This window comes from Serratia sp. JUb9, from assembly GCF_014298095.1.
In the GTDB taxonomy this organism is placed as follows: Bacteria; Pseudomonadota; Gammaproteobacteria; order Enterobacterales; family Enterobacteriaceae; genus Serratia_B; species Serratia_B rhizosphaerae.
Genome location: NZ_CP060416.1, coordinates 4,905,848 through 4,931,634, shown reverse-complemented (window position 1 = coordinate 4,931,634; position 25,787 = coordinate 4,905,848). Strand labels below are relative to the sequence as shown.

Here is a 25,787-nt window from a genome sequence, read left to right as displayed (position 1 = left end):
CTGTGTCTTATCTGGCATTCGCCGGAGCGTCTTGCTACGTTTACGCCATAGCGCGTAAAGCGAAAGGAAAGGGATGATGTTCAAAAAGATAGTGAAATTCGCCGCCGTAGCGGCCCTGATCGCCGGCCTGAGCGCCTGCGATGACTCGGACACCAAACAGCCGACGGTGCCGAAGCCCGCGCCGAAACCGACCGCCGCCCAACCCGCGCCGCAGCCGGAGAAGCCTGCGCCGCTGCCGGGGCTGAGCGTCTCGCTGCAGCAAGGCAAGCTGACCTTTGAGCTGCCGTCCGGCTTTAGCGATCAAACGGAAAACAGCGGCATCATTAACGACCATACGTCGACCATTCAGCGTTTCCTGAATGGCAAGTCGCGGCAGAGTGCCGTCTCCTCCGAGGTGATTCCGCCGGCGGGAATGAAGCTGAACGGCAGCGACAAAATGCTCAGTGAGCTGATGCAGAGCATGCTTACCGAACTTTCCGGCCGCTATAAGCAGATTGAAAAGACCAAAGAAGAGAACTTTACCGTCGGTAAGCAGAAATTCCGTCGTCTGGATACCGAACAGAGCGTCAACGGGCAAAAAGTGGTTTCCACCATTGTCCTGACGGTGTTCAATAAACGCGTGATTACGCTGCAGATGCTGTCGCCGGCGAAGGAGCTGGAGGTGCACCAGGCGCTGGTGCAGCGCATTGTTGATACGCTGACGGTGAAATAAACGGCGCTGCCTACCCGCAGCCAACGGGAGGGAAGATGAAACTGATCGGCAGTTATACCAGCCCTTTTGTCCGCAAGATTTCCGTGCTGCTGCTGGAGAAGGGGCTGGCGTTTGAATTCGTCAACGATCCGCCCTATGAGGCGCAGACGCGGGTAGGCGAGCACAACCCGCTGGCCAAAGTGCCGGTGCTGATCGATGAGCACGGCGAGGCATTTTATGACTCGCGGGTGATCGCCGAATATCTGGACCTGCTGCCTGCTGGGCCGCGCTTCCTGCCGGACGACCGCGCGCTGGCGCTGCGGGTGCGGCGCAGCGAAGCGCTGGCGGACGGCGTGACCGACGCGGCGTCGCTGCTGTATCGCGAGAGCCTGCGCGCCGCGGGCAAACAGGATGAAGCGTGGATGCTGCGGCAGCGCGATAAGCTGCAACAGGGACTGGACGCGCTGGAAGCGCTGGCGCAGGAGAAAGCGCTGCTGAACGGCGAGCAGCTGACGCTGGCGGATATCGCCGCCGGCTGCGCGCTGGGTTATCTCAACTTCCGCCGTATCCTGCCCAACTGGTGCGTGGGGCGTCCGGCGCTGGTCAAACTGGCCGAGCGTCTGTTCGCCCGCGAAAGTTTTGCCCGCACCTCGCCTCCCTGATGAACTGACGGGCGCGCCGGACGCGCCCCGTTTTTGCTGAATACAACCCTGAACACACCTGACACCGAGCGACCATGAGCACTGAAGCCCATTCTCTTTACAGTCAGCTGCCGGCGATTGACCGCCTGCTGCGCGACCCGGCGATAGAACCGTTGTTGGCCAGCCACGGCCAGACGCTGATTGGCGAACTGCTGCGCCAGATGCAGGCGCAGGCCCGCGAGGCGATTAAACGGCAGGGATGCCTGCCGGAGTGGTGCGGCGACTGGCCGCAGGCGCTGCAGGCGCGGCTGGCGCAACAGCAGCAGCCGCGTCTGAAGACGGTGTTCAATCTCAGCGGCACCGTTTTACACACCAACCTGGGACGCGCCCAACTGGCGCAGCCGGCAATCGCGGCGATTGGCCGGGTAATGGGCGCGGCGGTGACGTTGGAGTACGATCTGGACGGCGCCGGCCGCGGCCATCGCGACCGTGCGGTGGCCGATATGCTGTGTCAGCTGACCGGCGCGGAAGACGCCTGCATCGTCAACAATAACGCCGCGGCGGTGCTGCTGATGCTGGCGGCGGTGGCACCGGGCAAACAGGTGGTGGTGTCGCGCGGCGAGCTGGTGGAGATTGGCGGGGCGTTCCGTATCCCGGACGTGATGCGCCAGGCGGGCTGCCAGCTGGTGGAGGTGGGCACTACCAACCGCACCCATCTGAAAGACTATCAGCAGGCGATTACCGAGCAGACCGGGCTGTTGATGAAGGTGCACACCAGCAACTACAGCGTGCAGGGCTTTACCGCAGCGGTTGATGAGGCGCAGCTGGCGCAGCTTGGCCGGCAGCACGGCCTGGTGACCGCCACCGATCTGGGCAGCGGTTCGCTGATTGATATGACGCAGTACGGCCTGCCGGCGGAACCGATGCCGCAGCGGCTGCTGGCCGACGGCGTCGATCTGGTGACCTTCTCCGGCGACAAGCTGCTGGGCGGGCCGCAGGCCGGGATTATCGTCGGCAAAAAAGCGCTGATCGCGCAGCTGCAGCAGCACCCGCTGAAACGCGCGCTGCGCGTCGGCAAAATGACGCTGGCGGCGCTGGAGGCCACGCTGCGCCTGTACCAACAGCCGGAGCTGCTGGCGCAGCAGCTGCCGACGCTGCGCATGTTGACCCGGCCGCAGCAGGAGATGCAGACCGCCGCCGAGCGTCTGCTGGCGCAGTTGTCTCCGCACTATGCAGGCCGTTTTGCACTGGGTGCCGAACCCTGCTGGTCGCAAATCGGCAGCGGTTCGCTGCCGGTCGATCGTCTGCCGAGCTATGCGCTGACCTTCGCGCCGCTGGACGGCCGCGGCGCTACCCTGGAGCGTCTGGCGCAGGCGTGGCGCGCGCTGCCGCAGCCGGTAATCGGCCGCATTAACGACGGCAAACTGTGGCTCGACCTGCGCTGTCTGACGCAGGAAGCGGCATTGGCGGAGGCGCTTTTGTCATGATTATCGCCACCGCCGGCCATGTCGACCATGGCAAAACCACGCTGCTGCAGGGGATCAGCGGGATCAACGCCGATCGCCTGCCGGAGGAGAAACGTCGCGGCATGACCATCGATCTCGGCTACGCCTACTGGCCGCAGCCGGACGGGCGGGTGCTGGGCTTTATCGACGTACCGGGGCACGAAAAATTTCTCGCCAATATGCTGGCGGGCATCGGCGGCATCGATCACGCGCTGCTGGTGGTGGCCTGTGACGACGGCGTGATGCCGCAAACCCGTGAGCATCTGGCGATCCTGCGCCTGAGCGGTCGTCCGGCGCTGACGGTGGCGCTGACCAAGGCCGATTGCGTCGACGCCGAGAGGCTGGCGGAAGTCGAAGCGCAGGTGCAGGCTGAACTGGCGCGGCAGGGCTGGCCCGACGCGCCGCTGTTTATTACCGCTGCGGCGCAGAATCTGGGCATTGAGGCGCTGCGTGCGCATCTGCTGGCGCTTGAGCCGGCGGCGCATGCGCTGACGCGCCGTTTCCGTCTGGCGGTCGACCGCGCCTTCAGCGTGAAGGGCAGCGGGCTGGTGGTGACCGGCACCGCGCTGGGCGGCAGCGTCAAGGTGGGTGACACCCTGTGGCTGAGCGGCCAGAACGTGCCGGTGCGGGTGCGCGGGCTGCATGCGCAGAACCAGTCGGCCCAGCAGGCGCAGGCCGGGCAGCGTATCGCGCTGAATATCAGCGGTGATGTCAGTAAAAGCGACGTGACGCGCGGCGACTGGCTGCTGGCGCAGCGGCCGGCGCTGCAGGCGGAACGCATTCTGGTGACTCTGGAGCAGGACCAGCCTCTGAAGCACTGGCAGCCGCTGCATATTCACCATGCGGCCAGCCATATCACCGGCCGGGTGTCGCTGCTGCAGGATTCACTGGCGGAACTGATCCTCGACCGGCCGCTGTGGCTGGCGGAAGACGATCGGCTGGTGCTGCGTGATATCGCCGCGCGTGAAACGCTGGGCGCAGCGCGCGTACTGGCGCTGACGGCGCCGAAACGCGGCAAACGCCAGCCGGCGTATCTGCACTGGCTGACGCAGACGGCGCAGGCGCAGGATGATGCGCAGCGGCTGATGCTGCAGCTGCAGCAGGGGCCGCTGGACGTGGCGGCCTTTGGCTGGGCGCGCCAGCTGAGCGATGAGCGGCTGACGCAGCTGCTGGAGGAGCACGAGGTGCTGGCGGCCGGCGGCAGGGCGCTGTCGCTGGAAAACGCCCGCCAGGCGGAGCAGCGCCTGCTGCAGGTGCTGGCAGAGTATCACCAACAGCATGGCGATCAGTTGGGCCTCGGGCGCGCGCGCCTGCGGCGCATGGCGCTGCCGACGCTGGATGAGGCGCTGGCGTTTTTACTCATCGAACGGCTGCTGGCGGTCGGCGCGCTGCGCAACAGCCGCGGCTGGCTGCATCTGCCGGAACATGGCCTGGCCTTTAGCGAACAGGAGCAGGCGCTGTGGCAGCGCATCGCGCCGCTGTTTGGCGATGCGCCATGGTGGGTGCGCGATCTGGCGGCAGAGCTGGCGGCCGATGAGGCCGAGGTGCGCGCCACGCTGCGCAAGGCGGCGCAGTTGGGTCATGTGACCGCGGTGGTGGTCGACCGCTACTATCTCAGTCAGCGTGTGGCGCAGTTCGCCGCGCTGATCCGCGAACTGCACGACGGCCAGGGCGGTGCCAGCGCCGCTGATTTTCGCGATCGGCTGGGCGTCGGGCGCAAGCTGGCGATCCAGGTGCTGGAGTTCTTTGACCGCAGCGGGTTTACCCGCCGTAAAGGCAATCAGCACCTGCTGCGCGACCGCGGGCTGTTCGACGCCTGATCCCCCTATTCTCCTGTCTTCCTGCGCGCTCAGCCGGGCTTTCCCTGGCTGAGCGTTTCGCGTTTTCTCGCCTTGGTGTGCGGTTTTCATCTAAGAATATGCTGATTTTTTGTGCATCAACCGGCTTCCGTCACATTGTTTTATAAGCAATGTGTTAACAATAGAGTAACTGTATCGTAGCAATGGTGCTGCTCTCGCTGAGGCTGGCATCCCGCTCATCGTCAGCAAAGATCGTCTTGGTTTTAGGGAGAAGCAGTCATGTTTGACCGTATTACTGTGACAACGCCGGCGGGCGCCGGTGCGCTGAAGTTCTGGAAGCTCAGCGGGGTGGAAGAGGTTTCCAGCTCGTTCGAACTGCAGGTGATGCTGCTCAGCACCGATGCCCGCCTGGACCGCCGGGCGATGCTGGGCCAGCCGATCACTTTGACCATTCCGACGCAGGGCGTACTGTCCGCACCGCGTTATCTCAACGGCAAGGTCACCTCGGTCAACGTGCACAGCGCCGATATTAACGGCGCGCGCTACGCCGTTTACACCCTGACGATGGAATCTGACCTGTGGCCGCTGAAGCGGGACCGCAACCAGCGTATCTTCCAGAACCAGCGCGTGCCGGATATCGTCAGAACGGTGCTCGGCGAGTACGGCGTACAGGTGGAGGAGCAGCTTTCCGGCAGCTACCGCAGCTGGGAGTACTGCGTGCAGTATCAGGAGAGCAGCTACGACTTTATCTCCCGGCTGATGGAGCTGGAGGGGATTTACTTCTTTTTCCGCCACGAGGCGGACAAACACACGCTGGTGCTGCACGATGCGCCGCAGCAGCACCAGCCGTTCAGTGGTTATGAGGTGATTCCCTATCACGCCACGCCGTCCGGCGGCAGCACCGGCGAACAGGGAATCGGCCAGTGGGCGATCTCCGAGCGGGTGACGCCGGGGATCTACAGCATCGACGACTATGACTTCCGCAAGCCCAACGCCTGGCTGTTCCAGGCGCGGCAGAACCCCAGCTCGCCGCAGCCGGGGCAGATTGACTACTACGACTGGCCGGGACATTTTGTCGAGCACGGCGACGGTGAATTTTACGCCCGGGTGCGGCAGGAGGAGTGGCAGGCGGAGCACCAGCGTATTAACGCCACCGCCACCGCGCTGGGCATCGTGCCGGGCTGCACCTTTACGCTGCTCAACCCGCCGTTTACCAGCGACAACGGTGAGTATCTGGTGCTGAGCGCCCGCTACGATCTGGAGGAAAACAGCTACGCCAGCGGCGGCGACGAAGCGGTGCACCGCATCGAGATGACGGTGATCCCCGCCGATACGCCGTACCGTTCGCCGCAGCGCACGCCGTGGCCGCGCACCCACGGCCCGCAGACCGCGCGGGTGGTGGGGCCGCAGGGCGAATCGATCTGGACCGATAAGTACGGCCGGGTGAAGGTGAAATTCCATTGGGACCGGCAGGCCAAGGGCGACGAAACCAGCTCCGGCTGGGTGCGCGTCTCCAGCGCCTGGGCCGGTCAGGGCTTCGGCGGCGTGCAGATCCCGCGCGTCGGCGACGAGGTGGTGATCGACTTTATCAACGGCGACCCGGACCGGCCGATGGTCACCGGCCGGGTGTATAACGAGGCCAGCATGCCGCCGTGGGCGCTGCCCGCCGGCGCCACCATGATGGGCTTTATGACCCGCTCCAAAGACGGCCACAGCGACAACTCCAGCCATCTGTTCTTTGAGGACAAGGCCGGCTCGGAGATGGTGCAGCTGCACGCCGAAAAGGATATGAATATTTCGGTGGAGAACGATAAAACGGTGGCCATTGACGGTAACCGCACCACCACCATTCAGAAAAAACAGAAAGATGAGGTGATCGGCGACGCGACCTTTATCTACCACGGTACGCGCACCACCACGGTAACCAAGAAAGAGACGAAAACGTTTGAGGACGGCGAAAAGGTCACCATCACCAACGGCCGCAACTCGGAGATCGCCAGCGGCGGCGAAAAGCTGAAGATTACCGGCGAACGCAGGGTAGAGACGGTGGGTACCGAAGAGCAGATTGTGTCGAAAAAGGTGACCCGGCGTTATAACGATGGTATGGATTTTTATCTGGACGGCAAACGTTATGACCAAATAACGGGCGAACGTCATGTTATCGTGACCGATGACGTTACCGACGAGTACCAGAGCAACCTGAACCAAACGATCACCAAAAATGTCGACACCAAAATTCTCGGTAATTGGAAGCAGGATGCCAAAGAGGGCATGACGCTGACCTCAGATCAGATGATTACCATCGACAGTAAGGTTAAGGTCAGTATCAAAACGCCGGCGGCGCTGGAGTACAAGGACCATAAAGAGACTATGTCGATGTTCTCGTTCGATTTCACGGCGGCGAAGGTGGTGACGGAGGGCTATTCCACCACCATTACCGTCGGCGGAAAACTCGGTCTGGCAACGATGAAATTCGACAAGACCGGTTTTGATCTCTCGACCAAAGAGGGGCGGGTGGAGTTTGGTCAGGCAATGGTGCAGGTTGGGCAGATCATGTCGCAGTTTAACGGCCTGACAATCATAGGCTGAGGGATATAGTTATGAAGTTCGCTATCATTATTTCCGTGATTATTTTTGCGGGTTTTTTTGCATATATCGCCCACCTGTTTTACCGCGACCACAAGATAGACGCCCAGGGACGGGAGCTGCTGGCGCGCGTGGAGGAAGTGCATTACCGCAGCGCCAACGATACCGGCAGCGTCAATATCCGCTACCGGCTGTCGTGGCCGGAAGGCGGCGGCACCAAACAGGTGGAGGGCAGGGAGACCATCCCGGCCTTCTACTCGTCACAGGTGCAAAAAGGCAGCGAAGTGACGATCCGCTATCTGGACGACGACCATATCGCGTTTGTGTTTGATAAAGATCGCTAGGCCGAATCTGATAGTGCGCGTTGGGCTTGTCGCTCAAATCCGCACGCTATACCCTGCGCTGTAACTTCGTTAACGATAAGTGACATGCAAGGGCGTGGATGAGCAATAAAATTGGCTGGATAGATAACTTACGCGCCGTAGCGTGCCTGATGGTGGTGATGATCCACGCCACCACCGCGCTGCTGACCACGCCGGAGAAACTGGGCAGCCTCGCCTGGGATGCGGCCAACCTGCTCAATGCCCTGTCCCGCGCGGCGGTGCCGCTGTTCTTTATGATCTCCGGCTACCTGTTCTTCGGCGAGCGCAGCGCCAACCGCAAACACTTTGTGCGGATCGGCTGCTGTATTTTGTTCTACAGCGCCGTGGCGCTGGCGTATATAGCCTTCTTCACCAAGATTGGCTTCTGGCCTTCATTGCGCACGCTGCTGCAAAAACCGGTGTTCTATCACCTGTGGTTTTTCTACGCCATCGTGGTGGTTTATCTGCTGTCGCCGCTGATCAACGTCAAGCCGGTATCCGGCCGCTATCTGGCGGCGGCGCTGCTGATTCTGGCGGTGATGGCCAACCCGAATACCGATAAGTTCGCCATCGACGGCGTGCACCTGCTGCCGGTTAACCTGTATATCGCCGGCGATACCTTCTACTACCTGCTGTATGCGCTGGCCGGGCGGGCGATCGGCATGATGGACACCGGACGACGCGGCGTCAGCCTGCTGGCGGCGCTGGCCTTTGTCGGCAGCGTGGCGCTGATTATCATCGGCACCCGGCATCAGTCGCTGATTAACGGCAATTTTGCCGCCACCTACTACCTGTACGCCAACCCGCTGGTGTTTATCGCGGCGGTGTCGCTGCTGGTGTGGTTTAAAAACTGCCTGGCGCAGCCGGTGGACTGGCTGGCGGTATTCTCCCGCCATTCGCTGGCGATCTACGGCCTGCACGCCCTGATTGTCAATCTGGTGCGCCATCAGGGCTGGGATCTCGGCGGCCATCCGCTGCTGGATATTTTCTGGGTGTTCGGCCTGGCGCTGGGCCTGAGCCTGCTGCTGTCCGCCGGGCTGCAGAAAATCGACCGCCGCCGGCTGGTGTCCTGAACGGGCTGCGGCATAGCCGCCGCAGCCGTTATTCGCCTCAGGCTCTGGTGACGCTGCCGTACACCAGACGCCCCTGATGGAAAGTGGCGCGGCGCGGCGACATGCGCGCCACCGCTTCGGCCGAACAGCTGGCGTCGACCAGCATAAAGCCGGCGTCGTCGCCGGCCTGCGGCCACACGCGCTGGCCTTTATCGTTCAGCGGCAGCACGTTGCCGGTGGCAATGGCCAGGGAACGCGACAGGTGGAACTCGTCCGAACCCCGGTACAGCTGGGCATAGAGGTTGGCTTTTTCCAGCATATCGCCGCTGCCGAACGGCGACCAGTGGTCGATCACGCTGTCGGTGCCGGTCATCACAAATACCCCTTTTTCACTCAGCTGCGGCAGCGGCATCATCAGGCTGCCGATCGGCACCGTCGAGGCGATGGTTATCTGCTGCGCCGCCAGCCGTTCGGCGGTCTCCGCCACGCGTCCTTCATCCAGCGTGCTGAGCGCGAAGGCGTGGCTGATGGTGACCTTGCCGCGCAGCGCCGGGTTTTTCTCGACGGTGGCAATCATATAGTCGATGGCCGCGACGCCCGCCGGGCTGGTTTCATGCAGGTGAATATCGACGCCCTTGCCGCTGTCGAGTGCGATCTGGAACATGGCGTCGAGCGATTTCTCCATCGCGCCGTCGACGTTGGTCGGGTCGAGACCGCCGACGTACTGCACTCCCATCTGCATCGCTTCACGCATCAGCGCATCCACCTTTGAATGCAGCAGGCCGTGCTGCGGGAAGGCGACGATCTCGCAGCTGAAGCCGGCGCGCTGATTTTCCAGCGCACGCTGCAGGTGTTCAAGACTTTTCAGCCCGCTGACCGGGTCGATATTGCAGTGGCTGCGCGCCACCGTACTGCCTTTGGACTGCAGCAGGGCAATCAACCCTTCGGCGCGCTGCTGCGAGGTCGGCAGCAGTTTGGGGATCAGCGTCTGCTCCAGCGCAATCATATCCATAATGGTTTTGCCCTGGCGCGGGCGCGGCGCCTGCCACGGGCCGCCGTAGAAGGTTTTATCCAGGTGGATATGCATATCGCGCGTGCCGGGCAGCAGCAGCTGGCCGCCTGCCGAATAGCGCGGCAGAGCGGCGGGCGGCGTGGCGCCGGCCGGGTGCAGCGCCGCGATGTTGCCGTCTTTAATCTCCAGCGTGTAGCGCGCGGTGCGGGTGCCGATCACCGTATCGCCGTCGTATTCGAAGCCCTCTTCCAGCAGGACGTCGCTCAGCAGGTAGTGGCGGTCGGTGAGGATCATCGGCGGCGCCGGTGCGGCGCTGGGGTCACTATTGGCGGGCGTGGCCGCCTGCGCCACGCCGCCGCTGAGGCCGAGCACCGCGCAGGCGGTGGTCAGCTTGCCGGTTTGGCTGAGAAAGGTTCTGCGGCTTTGTTGTTGGCTGTTTTCCACAATCGGTTCCTTATCCAGAGGTGTTGTGTTGCAGCCATTAATTTAAAAAAGTCGCGCCGGGGTTGGCAGCGACATTTGCCACTGGTGATTATTCGATTTGGTAATGATGAAGGAGAGGCGGTCGCAACAAGAGGCGGTGCAATGCTGGCGGATCCGTCGTTCTGCGGATTCTTATCGGGGCCAACGCGGGTTGGCCCCTTTTGTTCACATCAACGGCAGCAGACAGCGATACAGTTCGCGGAAGGTGGCGCGGCGCTCCGCGTACTCCTGATGACGCCCGGCATCCGGCGTGTGCAGCTGCTCCAGCGGCAGCGGGGGCAGCAGTTCGGCCAACGGACGCTGCGGGTTGAGCGCGATCTGCGCCAGCCGCGCCGCGCCCAGCGCCGGGCCGACGTCGCCGCCGGTGCGGTATTCCAGCCGCTGGCCGCTGATATCCGCCAGCATCTGCCGCCAGAACGGGCTGCGTGCGCCGCCGCCGATCAGCGTGATGCTGTCAGGATGCAGGCCGCTGGCGTGCAGCGCATCCATGCCGTCGGCGAGCGCAAAGCCCACGCCTTCCAGCACCGCGCGCGCCAGATCGTCCGGCCCGTGCTGATGGGTCAGCCCCCAGAATACGCCTTTGGCGTTCGGATTATTGTGCGGCGTACGTTCGCCGGACAGGTAGGGCAGGAACCACAGCGGCGCGTCCGCCGGACTGGCCTGCTCGACGTTGTGCAGCAGGGTAGCGACGTCGGCAACGTTGGTCAGCCGGCATACCCAGTTCAGGCAGGAAGCGGCGCTGAGCATCACCGACATCAGATGCCAGGTATCGGGCAGCGCATGGCAAAAACTGTGGACGGCGCTGGCCGGGTTGCTGAGGAAACCGTCGCTGACGGCGAAATAGACCCCGGAGGTACCGAGCGACAGCATCGCCTGGCCGGGCTGATACAGCCCGACGCCGATCGCGCCGGCCGCATTGTCGCCGCCGCCCGCCGCCACCGGCGCCTGCGGCATGTCCCAGCGCTGCGCCAGCTCGGCATTCAGCCGGCCGGTGAGCTGGCTGCCTTCAAACAGCGCCGGCATCTGGCTGCGCGTCAGGCCGCAGGCGGCCAGTATCTCATCGCTCCAGTCGCGCCGGGCGACGTCCAGCCACAGCGTGCCGGCGGCGTCCGACAGATCGCTGGCGAATACGCCGCACAGCCGCCAGCGCAGGTAATCTTTCGGCAGCAGCACCTTGTCTATCTGACTGAAGATGTGCGGCTCATGCTGCCGCACCCACTGCACTTTCGGCGCGGTAAAGCCGGGCATAATCAGGTTGCCGGTAATGGCGCGCGAGCGCGGCACCGCCTGCTCCAGCTGGCGGCACTGCTCAAAGCTGCGGCCGTCGTTCCATAACATGGCGGGGCGCAGCACCTGCTGCCGGTGATCCAGCAGCACGGCGCCGTGCATCTGGCCGGTCAGACCGATGGCCTGCACCTGCCGCAGGCCATGTTGCCGGCCGAGCGACAGCATGGCGCGATCGGTCGCCTGCCACCAGTCCTGCGGATCCTGTTCGGACCACAGCGGCTGCGGGCGGGAGATGGTCAGCGCTTCAGTGTGGCTGGCCAGCAACTGCCCGTGTTCATCCAGCAGAATGGCCTTCACGCCGGAGGTGCCAAGATCGATGCCGATATACATAGAAGGTCCCTTTAAGTGGCATATCCGGATTAACGCGGCTGCGGGGCGGACGCGTCCGCCCCTGACAGGGTTAACCGAACAGATAACGGTTGATCAGATTCTCATATTTTTCCTGGTGGCCGCTGTGGTGCTGCGGCGCCAGATCATGCTGTTCAGCGTACTTGGCCAGCGCTTCCAGCGACAGTTTTCCCTGCAGAATCTGCTGGCCCAGTTCGCCGTTCCAGCCGGCATAGCGTTTGGCGACCTGCCGATCCAACTGCCCGTCCTCGATCATTTTGGCCGCCACTTTCAGCGCCAGCGCCATGGTGTCCATTGCGCCGATATGGCCGTAGAACAGGTCATATTTATCGGTGCTCTGGCGGCGCACCTTGGCGTCGAAGTTCAGGCCGCCGGTGGTGAAGCCGCCGGCCTTGAGGATTTCGAACATCACCAGCGCGTTCTCCTCGACGCTGTTCGGGAACTGGTCGGTATCCCAGCCGAGCTGCGGATCGCCGCGGTTGGCGTCTACGGAACCGAAGATGCCGAGCGCGATGGCGCTGGCGATTTCGTGGTGGAACGAGTGGCCGGCCAGCGTGGCGTGGTTAGCTTCAATATTGACCTTAATCTCCTTTTCCAGCCCGAACTGTTTCAGGAAGCCGTAAACCGTGGCGACGTCGTAATCGTACTGATGCTTGGTCGGTTCCTGCGGTTTCGGCTCAATCAGCAGCGTGCCCTGGAAGCCGATTTTGTGTTTGTGCTCCACCACCATCTGCATAAAGCGGCCAATCTGCTCGCGCTCCTGCCGCAGATCGGTGTTCAGCAGCGTTTCGTACCCCTCGCGGCCGCCCCACAGCACATAGTTTTCGCCGCCGAGCTGCTGGGTGGCGTTCATGGCGCTGTATACCTGCGTTGCCGCCCAGCTGAAGACTTCCGGGTCCGGGTTGGTGGCCGCGCCGGCGCCGAAGCGCGGGTTGGTGAAACAGTTGGCGGTGCCCCACAGCAGTTTGACGCCGCTGCTTTGCTGTTTTTCGGCCAGTACGTCGGTCATCACGGCAAAATTATGCAGGTACTCTTTCAGCGAATGTCCTTCCGGCGCCACGTCGACGTCGTGGAAGCAATAGAAGGGGACGTTGAGCTTATGGAAAAATTCAAAGGCGACGTCCGCCTTGCGCCGCGCCAGCTCCAGCGCATCGCCCGCCTGCTGCCAGGGGCGCTCGAACGCGCCGCTGCCGAACATGTCCGCGCCGTTCCAGCAGAAGGTGTGCCAGTAACAGGCGGCAAAGCGCAGGTGGTCGGCCATGCGTTTGCCCAATACGATTTCATCCGGGTTGTAGTGGCGGAATGCCAGCGGATTGTTGCTGCCGGTGCCTTCGTAACGAACTTGTTCAAGCTGATCAAAATAAGATTGCATTCTCGACTCCTTGGTAACGGAACCCGGCTTTACGGGATGCCTTAATCTTCGGAGTTCGTGATGATTGTCTCAATTATGTTATTTCACACTCAAATTCAGATAATTATTAAATGTGCGTCGGATCTCATATTGCGCATTTAATTACGCGATCTGCCCGATGGCGCCATAAGACGTTTTTATTGTCGCTGACAAATTGTCACAAGGTTAAAACATGATCGCCATCATAAAAATAACATTAAACCAAAAAACGTAATTCGCCGGTAAAAATCAGTAATTGCTGTGCGATAGGTAAGCGACAACAATTCCCGGGACGTTGTGCCACAAAAAGTCGTTTCAATTATTACCCTACAATTTCAATAAAGAAGGTATATAAGATGAAATTTAAGCACTTATTCCTCTCCGCCTGCGCCATGCTGGCGCTGGTCAGCCAGCCGGGGTTCAGTAAAGACGTCAAGATAGGTATGGCGATTGACGATTTGCGCCTGGAGCGCTGGCAGAAAGACCGCGATATTTTTGTCAAAAAAGCCGAATCGCAGGGAGCGAAAGTGTTTGTGCAGTCCGCCAACGGCAATGAAGAAACCCAGATGGCGCAGATTGAAAACATGATCAACCGCGGCGTCGATGTGCTGGTGATTATTCCTTATAACGGGCAGGTGCTGAGCAACGTTATTGGCGAGGCGAAGCGTGAAGGGATCAAAGTCCTGGCCTACGACCGCATGATTAATAATGCGGACATCGATTTTTATATCTCGTTTGATAATGAGAAAGTGGGCGAGCTGCAGGCGCAGAGCCTGGTGCAGCGCGTGCCGCAGGGCAATTACTTCCTGATGGGCGGCTCGCCGGTGGACAATAACGCCAAACTGTTCCGTCAGGGGCAGATGAACGTGCTGAAACCGTTGATTGACGGCGGCAAAATCAAAGTGGTCGGCGATCAGTGGGTGGACGCCTGGCTGCCGGAAAACGCCTTGAAAATCATGGAGAACGCCCTGACGGCCAATAACAACCATATCGATGCGGTGGTGGCGTCCAATGATGCGACCGCCGGCGGCGCGATCCAGGCGCTGGCTGCGCAGGGGCTGGCGGGTAAGGTGGCGATCTCCGGGCAGGATGCCGACCTGGCGGCGGTAAAACGTATTCTCGCCGGCAGCCAGACCATGACGGTGTACAAACCTATCAGTAAATTGGCCGATGAGGCCGCCAATATTGCGGTGCAAATGGGCCGGGGCGAACAGCCGAAATCCAACGCCAAATTAAATAACGGTACTAAAGACGTGCCGGCCTGGTTATTGACGCCTATTTCCGTCGATAAATCGAATATCGACAGCACGATAGTCGCTGATGGTTTCCATAAAAAATCCGATCTGGGTAAATAAACGCCGCCGTACGGAGGTCGTTATGTCCTGTTTATTGCAAATGAAGGAAATCACGAAACAATTTGGCGCGGTAAAAGCGGTGGATAATATCAGTCTGCAACTTGAAGCCGGCCAGGTTTTATCATTGTGCGGTGAAAATGGTTCGGGAAAGTCCACGTTAATGAAGGTGCTGTGCGGGATATATCCGCACGGCAGCTATCAGGGCGATATTTATTTTTCCGGTCAGTTAATAACGGCGAAAACCATTCGCGATACCGAGAAAAAGGGTATCGCCATCATTCATCAGGAGCTGGCGCTGGTCAAACAGATGACGGTGCTGGAGAACATGTTTCTCGGCAGCGAGTGGGGGCGCTATGGCCTGATGGACTATGACGCCATGTATCAGCGCTGCCAGCGCCTGCTGGCGCAGGTCAAGCTGGCGGTGGACCCGGATACCCGCATCGGCGAACTGGGGCTGGGCCAGCAGCAGCTGGTGGAGATTGCCAAGGCGCTGAACAAGCAGGTGCGCCTGCTGGTGCTGGATGAACCGACCGCCTCGCTGACCGAAAGCGAAACCGCCACGCTGCTGACGATCGTGCGCGATCTGCGCGATCGCGGCATCGCCTGTATTTATATTTCCCATAAATTGAACGAGGTGAAGGCGATCTCGGATCTGATCTGCGTGATCCGCGACGGCAGGCACATCGGCACCCGCCCGGCAGCCGACATGAGCGAGGAGGAGATTATCGCCATGATGGTCGGCCGCGAACTGACCGAGCTGTATCCGCAGGCGCCGCACACGATCGGCGAGGTGGTGCTGCAGGTTGATAATCTGACCGCCTGGCACCCGGTTAACCGGCATATCCGCCGGGTTGACGACGTGTCGTTTACGCTGCGGCGCGGGGAAATTCTCGGCGTCGCCGGGCTGGTCGGCTCCGGGCGTACCGAAACCATGCAGTGCCTGTTCGGCGCCTATCCCGGGCGCTGGCAGGGGAACATTACGATCGAGGGGCAGGCGGCGACGATTGGCAACTGCCGTCAGGCGATGCGCTACGGTATCGCCATGGTGCCGGAAGACCGCAAACGCGACGGCATCGTGCCGGTGATGGGGGTCGGCGCGAATATGACGCTGGCGGCGCTGGGTGACTTCAGCGGCCCGCTGTCGGCGCTGGACGAGGCGCGGGAACAGGTGACCATTGAGCAGTCGCTGGCGCGGCTGAAGGTGAAAACCGCATCGGCGGAGCTGGCCATCGGCCGCCTGAGCGGCGGCAACCAGCAAAAAGCGATCCTCGCCAAATGCCTGTTGTTGAAACCGAAAATCCTGATTCTGGATGAACCGACGCGCGGTATCGATATCGGCGCAAAATACGAAATCTACAAATTAATCAATCAGCTGGTGCAGCAGGGCATTGCGGTGATCGTCGTGTCATCCGAATTGCCGGAAGTGCTGGGCCTGAGCGATCGCGTGCTGGTGATGCACCAGGGGAAAATCAAGGCCTCGCTGGAAAACCGCAATCTGACCCAGGAACAGGTGATGGAAGCCGCGTTGAGGAGTGAAAAACATGTCGAAAAACACGCTGTCTGAGGCAAGCCTGCCGTCTGCGCCCGCCAAAAAGGCGCTGCTGCCGCTGAGGTCGCTGAACCTGCAGGTGCTGGTGATGCTGGCGGCGATCGCTGTCATTCTGCTGTTCTTTACTTTTACCACCGAAGGGGCGTATCTCAGCGCGCGCAATATCTCCAACCTGCTGCGCCAGACGGCGATTACCGGCATTTTGGCGGTCGGCATGGTGTTTGTGATTATCTCGGCGGAGATCGATCTGTCGGTCGGTTCGATGATGGGGCTGCTGGGCGGCGCGGCGGCGATTTTTGATGTCTGGCTCGGCTGGCCGCTGCCGCTGACCGTCGCGGTGACGCTGCTGGCCGGCTTGCTGCTCGGCGCGTGGAACGGCTGGTGGGTGGCCTATCGCAAAGTGCCTTCCTTTATCGTCACGCTGGCCGGCATGCTGGCGTTCCGCGGCATTTTGGTCGGCATCACCAACGGCACCACCGTTGCGCCGACCAGCGGCGCGATGTCGCAGATTGGTCAGAGCTATCTGCCCGGCGGCCTGGGGTTCGGCATCGGCGCGCTGGGGCTGGGGCTATTCGTCATCTGGCAGTGGCGGCGACGCAGCAGACGCGCGCAGCTCGGGCTGCCGTTGCCGGCGGCCGGCGGCGCCGTCGCCCGGCAGAGCATTATGGCGGTGGTGGTGCTCGGGGCTATCTATCTGCTGAACGATTATCGCGGGGTGCCGACGCCGGTGCTGATCCTGACGGCGCTGATGCTGGCGGGGATATTTATGGCTACCCGCACCGCGTTTGGCCGGCGTATCTACGCCATCGGCGGCAATATCGACGCGGCGCGGCTGTCGGGGGTGAATGTGGAGCGCACCAAGCTGGCGGTGTTCGCCATTAACGGCCTGATGGTGGCGATCGCCGGGCTGATCCTCAGCTCCCGGCTGGGAGCCGGCTCGCCTTCGGCGGGCAATATTGCCGAGCTGGACGCCATCGCCGCTTGCGTGATTGGCGGCACCAGCCTGGCGGGCGGCGTCGGCAGCGTTGCCGGCGCGGTGCTGGGGGCGTTTATCATGGCGTCGCTGGATAACGGCATGAGCATGCTGGACGTGCCCACCTTCTGGCAGTACATCGTCAAAGGCGCGATCCTGCTGCTGGCGGTGTGGATGGATTCCGCCACCAAGCGGCGCGCATAAACGTTTTACCTCACAAATCTCGCCGCATTTTTACTGCTCCCTGAACGGCTGTGCTATTCAGGGAGTGGTTTGTTTTCCGGGGATATCGCATGTTCGAAAAACGTTACCGTATTACATTGTTATTTAACGCGAATAAGGTGTATGACCGCCAGGTGGTGGAAGGGGTGGGGGAATATTTACAGGCGTCGCAGTGCGACTGGGATATTTTTATTGAAGAGGACTTCCGCTGTCGCATCGATAACATTAAAGAGTGGCTGGGCGACGGGGTGATCGCCGATTTTGACGACCGCGAGATTGAACGGCTGCTGGATAACGTTCAGGTGCCGATTGTCGGCGTCGGCGGCTCCTACCACCGTGACGACGACTACCCGCCGGTGCACTACATCGCTACCGACAATCATGCGCTGGTGGAAGCGGCGTTTATGCATCTGAAAGAAAAAGGGCTGAACCGCTTTGCGTTTTACGGCCTGCCGCCTGAGGGCGGTAAACGCTGGGCGCAGGAGCGCGAGAATGCATTCCGCCGGCTGGTGGCGCAGGAACAGTATCAGGGGGTGGTGTATCAGGGGATGTCGACCGCGCCGGAAAACTGGCAGTACGCGCAGAACCGGCTGGCGGACTGGGTGCAGACCCTGCCGCAGCAGACCGGCATTATTGCCGTGACCGATGCGCGCGCCCGCCATCTGCTGCAGGTGTGCGAACACCTGGCGATTCCGGTGCCGGAGAAATTGAGCGTGATCGGCATTGATAACGAAGAACTGACGCGTTATCTGTCGCGCGTGGCGCTCTCTTCGGTGGCGCAGGGGTCGCGGCAGATGGGCTACCACGCCGCCAAGTTGCTGCACCGCCTGCTACAACAGCGTGAGCTGCCCCTGCAGCGTATTCTGGTGCCGCCGCTGAAAGTGATCGAACGGCGCTCGACGGATTACCGTTCGCTGCGCGATCCGGCGGTGATTCAGGCGATGCACTATATCCGCCATCATGCCTGCCGCGGCATCAAGGTGGAACAGGTGCTGGATGCGGTGGGGCTGTCGCGCTCCAATCTGGAGAAGCGCTTTAAAGAGGAAACCGGCCAGACGATTCACCATGCGATCCACGCCGAGAAACTGGAGCGGGCGCGTAACCTGCTGGCGACGACCGCGTTATCGATCAATGAGATTTCGCAGATGTGCGGCTACCCGTCGCTGCAATATTTTTACTCGGTGTTCCGCAAGGGCGACGCCATGACGCCGAAAGAGTACCGGGAAAAATACGCCGAAACGGCCTACTGACGCCGTTCATGCCAGCCGGCAAAACGCCGTCAACCGCTGCGCCAGCGCGCCGGCGGCGGCGGGGGCGCCGTCGCGGTAATACAGCGCCAGCTCGAAATCATTCACCGGCGGCAGGCCTTCCGCCTCACCCAGTACGCGGTGGCTCGGCAGCCGGCAGCCGGCGGGCAGCAGGGTGACGCCCAGTCCGGCGGCGGAAGCGGCGGTCAGCGCCGCCAGGCTGGCGCTGCTGTAGCCGATGCGCCAACGCCTGCCGAGGTTGTCCAGCGCCTGACACAGCTCGTCGCGGTACAGCCCGTTGAGCGGAAACACCGCCAGCGGTACCGGCGACTGTTCAATGGCGGGAAAGGCCAGGCTGTCCAGCCACAGCAGCGGCTCCGGCCGCGCGGCGCGCGGCGGCTGGCTGCGGCGCTGTTTAACCAGAATCAGGTCCAGTTCTTCACGGCCGTAGGCGTGGTGCAGATCGGCGCTCAGGCCGCTGGTGACGTCCAGCCGCAGGTGCGGGTGCTCGCGGCTGAATTCGGCCAGCAGATCGGTGGTGGAGGCGGCGAAGTCCTCCGGCACCCCGAGGCGCAGCACGCCGTCGCGCCAGATGCCGGTCAGCGCGTCGTGCGCCTCTTCGTTCAGCGCGATAATGCGCCGGGCGTAGCTGAGCAGTTTTACGCCCTCTTCGGTCAGCAGCACCTGATGGGAGGAGCGTTCAAACAGCGGCTTGCCGAGCATCTCTTCCAGCCGGCGAACCTGCTGGCTGACGGTCGACTGCGACAGACACACCCGCTCGGCGGCGCGGGTAAAGCTGCTGCTGTCGCATACGGCAACGAAGCTGAGCAGCAGCTGCGGGTTGAACATCGGATAACGATTCATTTTGTCACTGCTGACCATTCCATTATTTAATTTCCAAATACTAACGGCATTTTCTACAGTGAGGCAACGTTGCCGTCACCGCCTTGTGACGGCCCTCCTTCCGTATTCACAGACTGGAATCCATGGTGGAAAATCACTCTCAACCGGCGGCTCAGGCGTCAGTCGCGCGCCGCTGGTTTCATCCTTTGTTATGGGCGCTGGTGCTGATCGGCCTCAATATGCGCCCGCTGTTAACCTCCGTCGGCCCGCTGTTGCCCACGCTGCGCCAGGCCACCGGCCTGAGCTTTGGCGGCGCGGCGCTGCTGACCGCGCTGCCGGTGCTGATGATGGGCCTGATGGCGCTGGCCGGCGGATGGATCAACCGCCTGCTGAGCGAACGCGCCAGCGTATTGCTGAGCCTGCTGGCGATTGCGCTGGGGGCACTGTGGCGCGAACTGGCGCCGGACAGCGTGCAGCTGCTGCTCAGCGCGGTGCTGGGCGGGCTGGGCATCGGCGTGATACAGGCGGTGATGCCGGGCATTATCAAACACCATTTTCTCAAGCGGATGGCGCTGGTGGCCGGCTTATGGTCGGCGGCATTAATGGGCGGCGGCGGTCTGGGGGCGGCGGTGACGCCGTGGCTGAACCGCGGCCACGACTGGCACAGCGCGCTGGCCTGGTGGGCGCTGCCGGCGTTGGCGGCACTGGCGGTCTGGCTGTGGGCGAGCCGCGGACTGGGGCGGCTGACGTCGCCGGCGGGCGCGCAGGCGGGCAGCCTGTTCCGCAGCCCGCGCGCCTGGCTGCTGGGGATTTACTTCGGCCTGATTAACGGCGGCTACGCCAGCCTGATCGCCTGGCTGCCGCCGTACTATATGCAGCTTGGCTGGCAGCCGCAGGCCAGCGGCGTATTGCTGGCGCTGATGACGCTGGGACAGGTGGCGGGCGCGCTGGCGCTGCCGGCGCTGGCGCGTGGTCACGATCGTCGTCCGCTGCTGTGGGCGGCGCTGATCATGCAGCTGGTCGGGTTTATCGGCCTGATCGGCTGGCCGCTGCAGACGCCGTGGCTGTGGGCGCTGCTGGCCGGTGTCGGCCTCGGCGGGGCGTTTCCGCTGTGTCTGGTGCTGGCGCTGGATCACCTGCCGCAGCCGGCGGCGGCCGGGCGGCTGGTGGCCTTTATGCAGGGCATCGGCTTTTTGCTGGCGGGCGTTGCGCCGTATATTTCCGGCCTGCTGCGTGACTACAGCGGCGGTTTCCTGCTCGACTGGCAGCTGCATACGCTGTTGGTGCTGCTGCTGATGGCGCTGACGGCGCGCTTCCATCCGCGCAGCTACCGGCAGAGTGGCGACGGGTAATATTTCTGTCATTGCGGCTGCCTATAGTGACGGTGCCTTTACCTCCGGGTAGACCACCTCATCAGGGAGACGGAAAATGACAATGAAAACAATGATGAAAACCACGCCTCTGGCATGCCTGTTCGCCAGTATGTTGTGCAGCACGACGCTGTGGGCGCAGCAGGAAGTCGATGCGCAGCTGGCCGGCCATGCGCTACTGCCGGTCAGCAGCACGGTGACGCCGCCGGACGACGCGCCGGCAGATCTGCGCCAGAGCGGCAAATACACCAGCGGCCAGCGGGTCAGCGTGCCGGGCAGCGTTGCCGGCCTGTCGGCCGATCGTCCTACCGGCATCGGCCTGCCGATCGACGGCCAGCCGCGCCAGGGGCACTCCGGCATTAAACATATGCCGGACGGCAGTTACTGGGTGCTGACTGATAACGGCTTCGGCAGCAAGGCCAACTCGCCGGACGCGATGCTGTATCTCAGCCACTACCGCATCGATTTTAAAACCGGCGCGGTTGAGCCGTTAAACACGGTATTTCTGCACGATCCGGACAAGAAAGTGCCGTTTCATATCGTTAACGAAAGCACCGACACGCGCTATCTGACCGGCGGCGATTTCGATCCGGAAAGCTTCCAGTTCGCCGATAATGCGCTGTGGATCGGCGACGAATTCGGCCCCTATCTGATCAAGGCCACGCTGGACGGTAAGATTCTGGCGGTGTTCGACACCCAGGTGAACGGCAAGGTGGTGAAATCGCCGGACAACCCGACCCTGACGCTGCCGGGCGCGCCGGACGGCAAACAGAACTTCCAGGTGGCGCGCTCCAAGGGGTTTGAAGGTATGGCGCTGTCTAAAGACGGCAGCAAGCTGTACCCGCTGCTGGAAGGGGCGCTGTGGGACGGTGAAGATTTCGAGCAGGTCGGCGGCAAACGCTATCTGCGGGTGCTGGAGTTTGACGTTAAGCAACAGCAGTGGAGCGGACGCAGCTGGCAGTACGTGCTGGAGGATAACGCCCATGCGATCGGCGATTTTAATATGATCGACGCCACGCACGGGCTGGTGATTGAGCGCGATAACGGCGAAGGCACGGCGGACCAGGCCTGCGCCGCCGGCGCGCCGACGGAGAATTGCTTCAGCCAGGTGGCGAAGTTCAAACGGGTGTACCGCATCGCGTTTTCCGACGCCAACGTTGGTAAACCGGTGGAGAAGCAGGCCTATATCGACCTGCTGAAGATCCAGGACCCGAACAAGCTGGCGCGCAAGCCGCTGAATAACGGCGTGCTGACTTTCCCGTTCTTTACTATTGAAAACGTCGATGTGGTGGACGAGCGCCATATCATCGTCGGCAACGATAACAACTTCCCGTTCTCCTCCAGCCGCCAGCCGAATAAGGCGGACGACAATGAGTTTATCCTGCTGGATGTGCCGCAGCTGTTAAAACCTTAAAGTATGTCCGGCGCGCGCCGTCTGACACGGCGCCCGCCGGTGGCGTTAAAAATAATCGATCTGCATGGTGGCGCCGCTGGTGAATTTCCCTTCCGTCAGCGTGGCGGAGGCGGATTTGACCGGCACGGCGTCCAGCGCAGGCAGCGTGGTGTAATCGATATTGAGCGCGCTGTTGAGGTTAAACGGCTTGCCGTCCGCCAGCAGTTTAATGCCCAGACCGTTGATGCTGGTGTGCAGCACGTTGGCGTCAAACGCCGCGCCGGTGCCGACGATTTTCATCTTCAGCTGTCTGGCGGGGTCGAGAAATTCACAGTGCACGCTGTAGCTCAGCCGCTGCATATAGCGGCTGCCGTCGATGCGGTTAACGCCGACCTTGCCGAAGTCCACGTCGATGGTGCGTCCGTCGTTAATCTCACAGGGCGGCGGCGCCACCACCGTGGCGGTGATGCTGACCCGCGTCCCCTGATCGGCGGCGTAAGCGCCGTAGCCGGATAGCGCGGCCAGCAGGCCGGCGGCCAATGTTCTTCCAATGCATGTCATGGCGGGAGCGTCCTCAAGGCGCGCTGAAAATCAGCGTAGCTGAACCGGACAGCGGCCCGGTGGCGATGCTGGTATAAGGCACGTTGTTTTTTACCGGCACAAAGGTGAGGGTGTCGCTGCCCATACCGTTGACGATCCGGGTGCGGAAAGCATTGTTGGGTTTGATCACCGCGTCTTTATACACCATGGCGACGCCCACGTTGGCGTTGCTGGTTTTGATGAAGTCCGGCGAAAACCCGGTGGCGTCGCTGACCAGTCTGATCAGCACATCCTGGGTGGCGCTGCTGTCGTCGCACTGATAACTGAGCGCCTTATCCTGCTTGATTTGCGCATCCGTGACGGTTTGCGTCAGGAAGTCCTGGCGTATCTGGTTAAAGTCGACGTTAATCTGCCGGCCATTGTTGATGGTGCAGCTGGTGGTCACGAAATAGGCGTCGTTATCGGCAATCAGGCGCCAGCGGTAGGGGCCGCAGTTCGGGCATCCCTGTCGGTCATTGGTCTGCCTGAAATTGATTTGGCCGATGATGTCCCCTTTGTTGATTTTAATATCCGGGGTAGGAAAGCGGCTCAGCACGATATAGACCCGGATATTCACCGTCTGCTGGTCCAGGTTGGTCAGCGTCATCACGCTGATGCCCGCCGGCACCGGGGAGTTATAGTCGGCGCCGTTAATGGTGGTGCCGCTGCCGATGCCGCCAAAAATCGCATTGTTCATGGTTAACGCCGGGCTGTCGGTTTTTAGAAAGTCGGTCCAGCTGGCCACGTCGTTTTTACAGGTGACCTGGCTGACGTTGACGATCTCGTTTTTACCGTACGACAGCTGCGGCCCGATGCGCACCCGTACGTCAACGGGCGTTGTCGAGCCGCCCTGGGGAATATAACCGCCGTCGGAAGTCCGGCAGGTAAACGCCTGCGCCTTGCCGGCCAGCAGCAACGGCGCCAGGCAGCATAATAAAAAAACAAATTTTTTCACTGTTGTATCCCAAATATTTAGTCATTAAAGAGTGCACGCGCCGTTTTGCGGCATGCGGCAACCATCCTTTGTTGCTCCGTGGCGGCGGGATACCATCTCAGCGAGTTTTTTACCGATCCGTGGCTGACAATGGCATCGCCATTAGCAACCATTTCCAGTAATAAATTCCTGGCTCTATATACACCCTCGTTTATATATTCCGCCAGTTGTCGAGTAGATAGCCATTCATGCTGGGGAGGCAGTTCATTCTCCTGAGTTAACGGGGGAGATAACGTCAATAATGCGTACAGCAGCCGCTGTTTTAGCTGCCGTATTTCCTTCTTTTTGGGCGATAACACTTCCATAGTATCTCCTCGGACTTCTTTATAGCTTTACCCGGGTATGGCGGTGTTTATCTATATGCTGTGTATAGGATAAAACCCAGTTAAAGCAAAAGATTAACGGTATGTAATGGTGATTATTTATGGCGTCAGCGATCGCGTTGCGACAGGCGAAAGACCCGTGCAGAGCATCAGATAAAGCCAATTTTGGTTTATTATATTCAAAATGGCCTCATTTTAGATCTCATTGTTCGCGAAATAATAAAAAACAGGATATTGTTCTAGTTTTATATTATTTACGATCTATGGCGCTAAAAATAACAATAATTTTACCGGATAAAGGAAATATATTGCGAATATTGCGGCTTAACTAGAAATCACTTTTTTTAATGTGGGCTATTTGCCAGAATAACCGTCACCAGCCATAAGGGTCTGCCGGGTAAAGTTGAATTGTAATTTAATGTGATTTTTATGAAATCACAGCGGGTTTTCTTTGCTTTTTTACCTTTGCTGTAGCGGTGGTTTTTTCCGTTATACCTTTGGTTTAGGTACGTTTACTACTCACAAAATGCTAAAGAATCAGAGCGCGTTATTTATCTGCGGATAAATTTCCGGTGTGGTCTGTTCTTTATTTATTGGATATGTGCATTCTCTTCTTATAAGGAATATAGGTTCTATGAAACTTAATAAAATCATGCTGGCCGCGGCGATGGCATTTGGCGCAACCTCTTTCGCTCACGCAGCCGATCAGGGGCACGGTAAAGTTAACTTTATTGGTTCTATTATTGATGCGCCTTGCTCTATCGCCCCTGAGTCTCTCGACCAGACCGTCGATCTGGGCCAGGTATCCAACGTGGCGCTGAAAAACGGCGGCTCTTCCAATCCGCGTTCGTTTGATATCAAGCTGGAGCAGTGCGATATCGCCACGCTGAAGAGCGTCACCACCACCTTTACCGGTTCGGCGTCGCCGACCAATAAAGATCTGCTGGGCATTACGGGTACCGCCAGCGGCGCCGGCGTTGCCATCACTTACGGCGGTAAAGCCGTTGAACTGGGCAAAGCCACCACTGCTCAGAACCTGAATGAAGGCAATAACACCTTGCGTTTTGCTGCCTACCTGCAGGGCGAAGGCGCTTCCGCCGCCGTGGTTCCGGGCGATTTCTCTGCCGTAGCCGATTTCACCCTGGCTTATCAGTAAGCCATAGCGTCGCCGGGCATGGCGACATGCCCGGCCGTTATCTCCCGTCAAAGGAATGCCGCGATGTTGTCACAATGGAACCAGGCCAGCGCCATTGCTTTGCTGGCCAGCTGCGCGCTGTTTTCCGCCCCGGGCCAGGCCGCGCCTGCCGGGCAGGGGTGGGGCCAGGTCAATATGCACGGCGCTATTATCGATACCGCCTGCGCGATTGCCGCCGGCAGCCGCGATCAGACCATCGATATGGAGACGGTTCCGCTGGGGCAGATAATGCGCGACGGTCGGGGAATAACGAAAACGTTCAGTATCGAATTGGTGAATTGCGTCGTAGAGCGGCCGGGAAATAAACCTGACTGGAAGTTCTTTCAGGTGACGTTCGACGGCCATGCGGACGGCTCGCTATTCGGCGTGCAGGGCGAAGCCCGGGGCGTCGCGTTAAAAATTGATGATAGCAACGGCAAAGTGGTGATCCCTGGCGAACCTCTGGCGCAGGAAAGCGTGACGCCGGGAAACCGCGTGCTGAAATATTCAATGACATTAATGCCAAATCACCAGCCGCTGAAGGCGGGAGCATATTTTTCCACAGTGCGTTTTAAGCTGGATTACTTTTGATTTCTTGTCGTACTGACG

The 25,787-nt window shown here is 60.8% G+C and carries 22 protein-coding genes; 15 read left to right on the top strand and 7 right to left on the bottom strand.

The annotated features are described in order from the left end of the window. Positions 1-76: 76 nt before the first annotated feature. The 7 genes from HF675_RS23215 to HF675_RS23185 all read left to right on the top strand — a co-directional run bounded on the left by HF675_RS23215 (position 77) and on the right by HF675_RS23185 (position 8,657). Positions 77-712, top strand: coding sequence for a DcrB-related protein (locus tag HF675_RS23215; RefSeq protein ID WP_105233171.1), 636 nt, complete (start codon positions 77-79; stop codon positions 710-712). Between the two features lie 35 nt (positions 713-747). Continuing rightward, positions 748-1,353 carry a glutathione S-transferase gene (locus tag HF675_RS23210; RefSeq protein WP_105229239.1) on the top strand — a complete coding sequence of 202 codons (606 nt, stop codon included), beginning with the start codon at positions 748-750 and terminating at the stop codon, positions 1,351-1,353. A 74-nt stretch (positions 1,354-1,427) separates the two neighbouring features. Next, complete coding sequence (selA, locus tag HF675_RS23205) at positions 1,428-2,819, top strand: L-seryl-tRNA(Sec) selenium transferase (RefSeq protein WP_105229240.1); 1,392 nt, start codon at positions 1,428-1,430, stop codon at positions 2,817-2,819. Beyond that, positions 2,816-4,657, top strand: a complete 1,842-nt coding sequence (selB, locus tag HF675_RS23200) for a selenocysteine-specific translation elongation factor (protein ID WP_187043854.1) — start codon at positions 2,816-2,818, stop codon at positions 4,655-4,657. Before selA ends, selB begins: the two co-directional genes overlap by 4 nt. A 258-nt stretch (positions 4,658-4,915) precedes the next feature. Then, positions 4,916-7,225, top strand: a complete 2,310-nt coding sequence (locus HF675_RS23195) for a type VI secretion system Vgr family protein (RefSeq protein ID WP_187043853.1) — start codon at positions 4,916-4,918, stop codon at positions 7,223-7,225. Positions 7,226-7,236: 11 nt separating this feature from the next. After that, positions 7,237-7,566 (top strand): hypothetical protein, encoded by a 330-nt coding sequence (locus HF675_RS23190; RefSeq protein WP_187043852.1) that lies wholly within the window; start codon positions 7,237-7,239, stop codon positions 7,564-7,566. A gap of 98 nt (positions 7,567-7,664) precedes the next feature. Next, positions 7,665-8,657 (top strand): acyltransferase, encoded by a 993-nt coding sequence (locus HF675_RS23185; protein ID WP_187043851.1) that lies wholly within the window; start codon positions 7,665-7,667, stop codon positions 8,655-8,657. A gap of 37 nt (positions 8,658-8,694) precedes the next feature. Here HF675_RS23185 and HF675_RS23180 read toward each other — a convergent pair whose 3' ends face one another. The 3 genes from HF675_RS23180 to xylA form a co-directional block, all read right to left on the bottom strand. Beyond that, on the bottom strand, positions 8,695-10,092 hold the full coding sequence (locus HF675_RS23180; RefSeq protein ID WP_187043850.1) for an amidohydrolase family protein: 1,398 nt from the start codon (positions 10,090-10,092) through the stop codon (positions 8,695-8,697). Positions 10,093-10,296: 204 nt separating this feature from the next. Further along, a complete protein-coding gene (gene xylB, locus HF675_RS23175; RefSeq protein WP_187043849.1) occupies positions 10,297-11,748 on the bottom strand; it encodes a xylulokinase in 1,452 nt (483 codons plus the stop codon). Positions 11,749-11,818: 70 nt separating this feature from the next. Next, positions 11,819-13,138 (bottom strand): xylose isomerase, encoded by a 1,320-nt coding sequence (gene xylA / locus HF675_RS23170; RefSeq protein ID WP_105229256.1) that lies wholly within the window; start codon positions 13,136-13,138, stop codon positions 11,819-11,821. A gap of 374 nt (positions 13,139-13,512) precedes the next feature. On the opposite strand from xylA, the gene xylF reads away from it, so the two are divergent. The 4 genes from xylF to xylR all read left to right on the top strand — a co-directional run bounded on the left by xylF (position 13,513) and on the right by xylR (position 18,505). Next, on the top strand, positions 13,513-14,511 hold the full coding sequence (gene xylF, locus HF675_RS23165; protein ID WP_105229257.1) for a D-xylose ABC transporter substrate-binding protein: 999 nt from the start codon (positions 13,513-13,515) through the stop codon (positions 14,509-14,511). A 22-nt stretch (positions 14,512-14,533) separates the two neighbouring features. Next, positions 14,534-16,075: a xylose ABC transporter ATP-binding protein gene (locus HF675_RS23160; protein ID WP_187043848.1), complete on the top strand. Its 1,542-nt coding sequence runs from the start codon at positions 14,534-14,536 to the stop codon at positions 16,073-16,075. After that, positions 16,053-17,237 (top strand): xylose ABC transporter permease XylH, encoded by a 1,185-nt coding sequence (gene xylH, locus HF675_RS23155; protein ID WP_105229259.1) that lies wholly within the window; start codon positions 16,053-16,055, stop codon positions 17,235-17,237. The genes HF675_RS23160 and xylH overlap by 23 nt, the downstream gene beginning before the upstream one ends. 89 nt (positions 17,238-17,326) lie before the next feature. Beyond that, on the top strand, positions 17,327-18,505 hold the full coding sequence (xylR, locus tag HF675_RS23150) for a D-xylose utilization transcriptional activator XylR (protein WP_105229260.1): 1,179 nt from the start codon (positions 17,327-17,329) through the stop codon (positions 18,503-18,505). A gap of 6 nt (positions 18,506-18,511) precedes the next feature. Here xylR and HF675_RS23145 read toward each other — a convergent pair whose 3' ends face one another. Further along, positions 18,512-19,366, bottom strand: coding sequence for a LysR family transcriptional regulator (locus tag HF675_RS23145; RefSeq protein WP_111736186.1), 855 nt, complete (start codon positions 19,364-19,366; stop codon positions 18,512-18,514). A 185-nt stretch (positions 19,367-19,551) separates the two neighbouring features. On the opposite strand from HF675_RS23145, the gene HF675_RS23140 reads away from it, so the two are divergent. Both HF675_RS23140 and HF675_RS23135 read left to right on the top strand, forming a co-directional pair. After that, positions 19,552-20,697 carry a cyanate transporter gene (locus tag HF675_RS23140; RefSeq protein WP_255427367.1) on the top strand — a complete coding sequence of 382 codons (1,146 nt, stop codon included), beginning with the start codon at positions 19,552-19,554 and terminating at the stop codon, positions 20,695-20,697. A 91-nt stretch (positions 20,698-20,788) separates the two neighbouring features. Continuing rightward, positions 20,789-22,129 carry an esterase-like activity of phytase family protein gene (locus HF675_RS23135; RefSeq protein ID WP_105233173.1) on the top strand — a complete coding sequence of 447 codons (1,341 nt, stop codon included), beginning with the start codon at positions 20,789-20,791 and terminating at the stop codon, positions 22,127-22,129. Positions 22,130-22,174: 45 nt separating this feature from the next. Here the strand turns inward: HF675_RS23135 and HF675_RS23130 are convergent, their stop codons facing one another. Genes HF675_RS23130 through HF675_RS23120 form a run of 3 tightly spaced genes read right to left on the bottom strand, consistent with a single transcriptional unit; the run spans position 22,175 to position 23,986 of the window. Then, positions 22,175-22,669, bottom strand: coding sequence for a fimbrial protein (locus HF675_RS23130; protein WP_105229262.1), 495 nt, complete (start codon positions 22,667-22,669; stop codon positions 22,175-22,177). A gap of 13 nt (positions 22,670-22,682) precedes the next feature. Beyond that, complete coding sequence (locus HF675_RS23125; RefSeq protein WP_232251589.1) at positions 22,683-23,642, bottom strand: fimbrial protein; 960 nt, start codon at positions 23,640-23,642, stop codon at positions 22,683-22,685. Positions 23,643-23,659: 17 nt separating this feature from the next. Continuing rightward, positions 23,660-23,986, bottom strand: coding sequence for a hypothetical protein (locus tag HF675_RS23120; protein WP_111736188.1), 327 nt, complete (start codon positions 23,984-23,986; stop codon positions 23,660-23,662). 652 nt (positions 23,987-24,638) lie between these two features. On the opposite strand from HF675_RS23120, the gene HF675_RS23115 reads away from it, so the two are divergent. Both HF675_RS23115 and HF675_RS23110 read left to right on the top strand, forming a co-directional pair. Then, positions 24,639-25,160, top strand: coding sequence for a fimbrial protein (locus HF675_RS23115; protein WP_105229264.1), 522 nt, complete (start codon positions 24,639-24,641; stop codon positions 25,158-25,160). A 63-nt stretch (positions 25,161-25,223) separates the two neighbouring features. After that, a complete protein-coding gene (locus HF675_RS23110) occupies positions 25,224-25,769 on the top strand; it encodes a fimbrial protein (RefSeq protein WP_105229265.1) in 546 nt (181 codons plus the stop codon). The last annotated feature ends 18 nt before the right edge of the window (positions 25,770-25,787 follow it).

Coding starts and splice junctions, on each gene's coding strand:
- HF675_RS23145 (WP_111736186.1), bottom strand. CDS start 19,366: ATGAATCGTTATCCGATGTTCAACCCGCAGCTGCTGCTCAGCTTCGTT.
- HF675_RS23130 (WP_105229262.1), bottom strand. CDS start 22,669: ATGACATGCATTGGAAGAACATTGGCCGCCGGCCTGCTGGCCGCGCTA.
- HF675_RS23120 (WP_111736188.1), bottom strand. CDS start 23,986: ATGGAAGTGTTATCGCCCAAAAAGAAGGAAATACGGCAGCTAAAACAG.
- xylB (WP_187043849.1), bottom strand. CDS start 11,748: ATGTATATCGGCATCGATCTTGGCACCTCCGGCGTGAAGGCCATTCTG.
- HF675_RS23115 (WP_105229264.1), top strand. CDS start 24,639: ATGAAACTTAATAAAATCATGCTGGCCGCGGCGATGGCATTTGGCGCA.
- HF675_RS23135 (WP_105233173.1), top strand. CDS start 20,789: ATGATGAAAACCACGCCTCTGGCATGCCTGTTCGCCAGTATGTTGTGC.
- xylR (WP_105229260.1), top strand. CDS start 17,327: ATGTTCGAAAAACGTTACCGTATTACATTGTTATTTAACGCGAATAAG.
- HF675_RS23190 (WP_187043852.1), top strand. CDS start 7,237: ATGAAGTTCGCTATCATTATTTCCGTGATTATTTTTGCGGGTTTTTTT.
- selB (WP_187043854.1), top strand. CDS start 2,816: ATGATTATCGCCACCGCCGGCCATGTCGACCATGGCAAAACCACGCTG.
- HF675_RS23110 (WP_105229265.1), top strand. CDS start 25,224: ATGTTGTCACAATGGAACCAGGCCAGCGCCATTGCTTTGCTGGCCAGC.
- selA (WP_105229240.1), top strand. CDS start 1,428: ATGAGCACTGAAGCCCATTCTCTTTACAGTCAGCTGCCGGCGATTGAC.
- xylF (WP_105229257.1), top strand. CDS start 13,513: ATGAAATTTAAGCACTTATTCCTCTCCGCCTGCGCCATGCTGGCGCTG.
- HF675_RS23195 (WP_187043853.1), top strand. CDS start 4,916: ATGTTTGACCGTATTACTGTGACAACGCCGGCGGGCGCCGGTGCGCTG.
- HF675_RS23185 (WP_187043851.1), top strand. CDS start 7,665: ATGAGCAATAAAATTGGCTGGATAGATAACTTACGCGCCGTAGCGTGC.
- xylH (WP_105229259.1), top strand. CDS start 16,053: ATGTCGAAAAACACGCTGTCTGAGGCAAGCCTGCCGTCTGCGCCCGCC.
- HF675_RS23160 (WP_187043848.1), top strand. CDS start 14,534: ATGTCCTGTTTATTGCAAATGAAGGAAATCACGAAACAATTTGGCGCG.
- HF675_RS23215 (WP_105233171.1), top strand. CDS start 77: ATGTTCAAAAAGATAGTGAAATTCGCCGCCGTAGCGGCCCTGATCGCC.
- xylA (WP_105229256.1), bottom strand. CDS start 13,138: ATGCAATCTTATTTTGATCAGCTTGAACAAGTTCGTTACGAAGGCACC.
- HF675_RS23210 (WP_105229239.1), top strand. CDS start 748: ATGAAACTGATCGGCAGTTATACCAGCCCTTTTGTCCGCAAGATTTCC.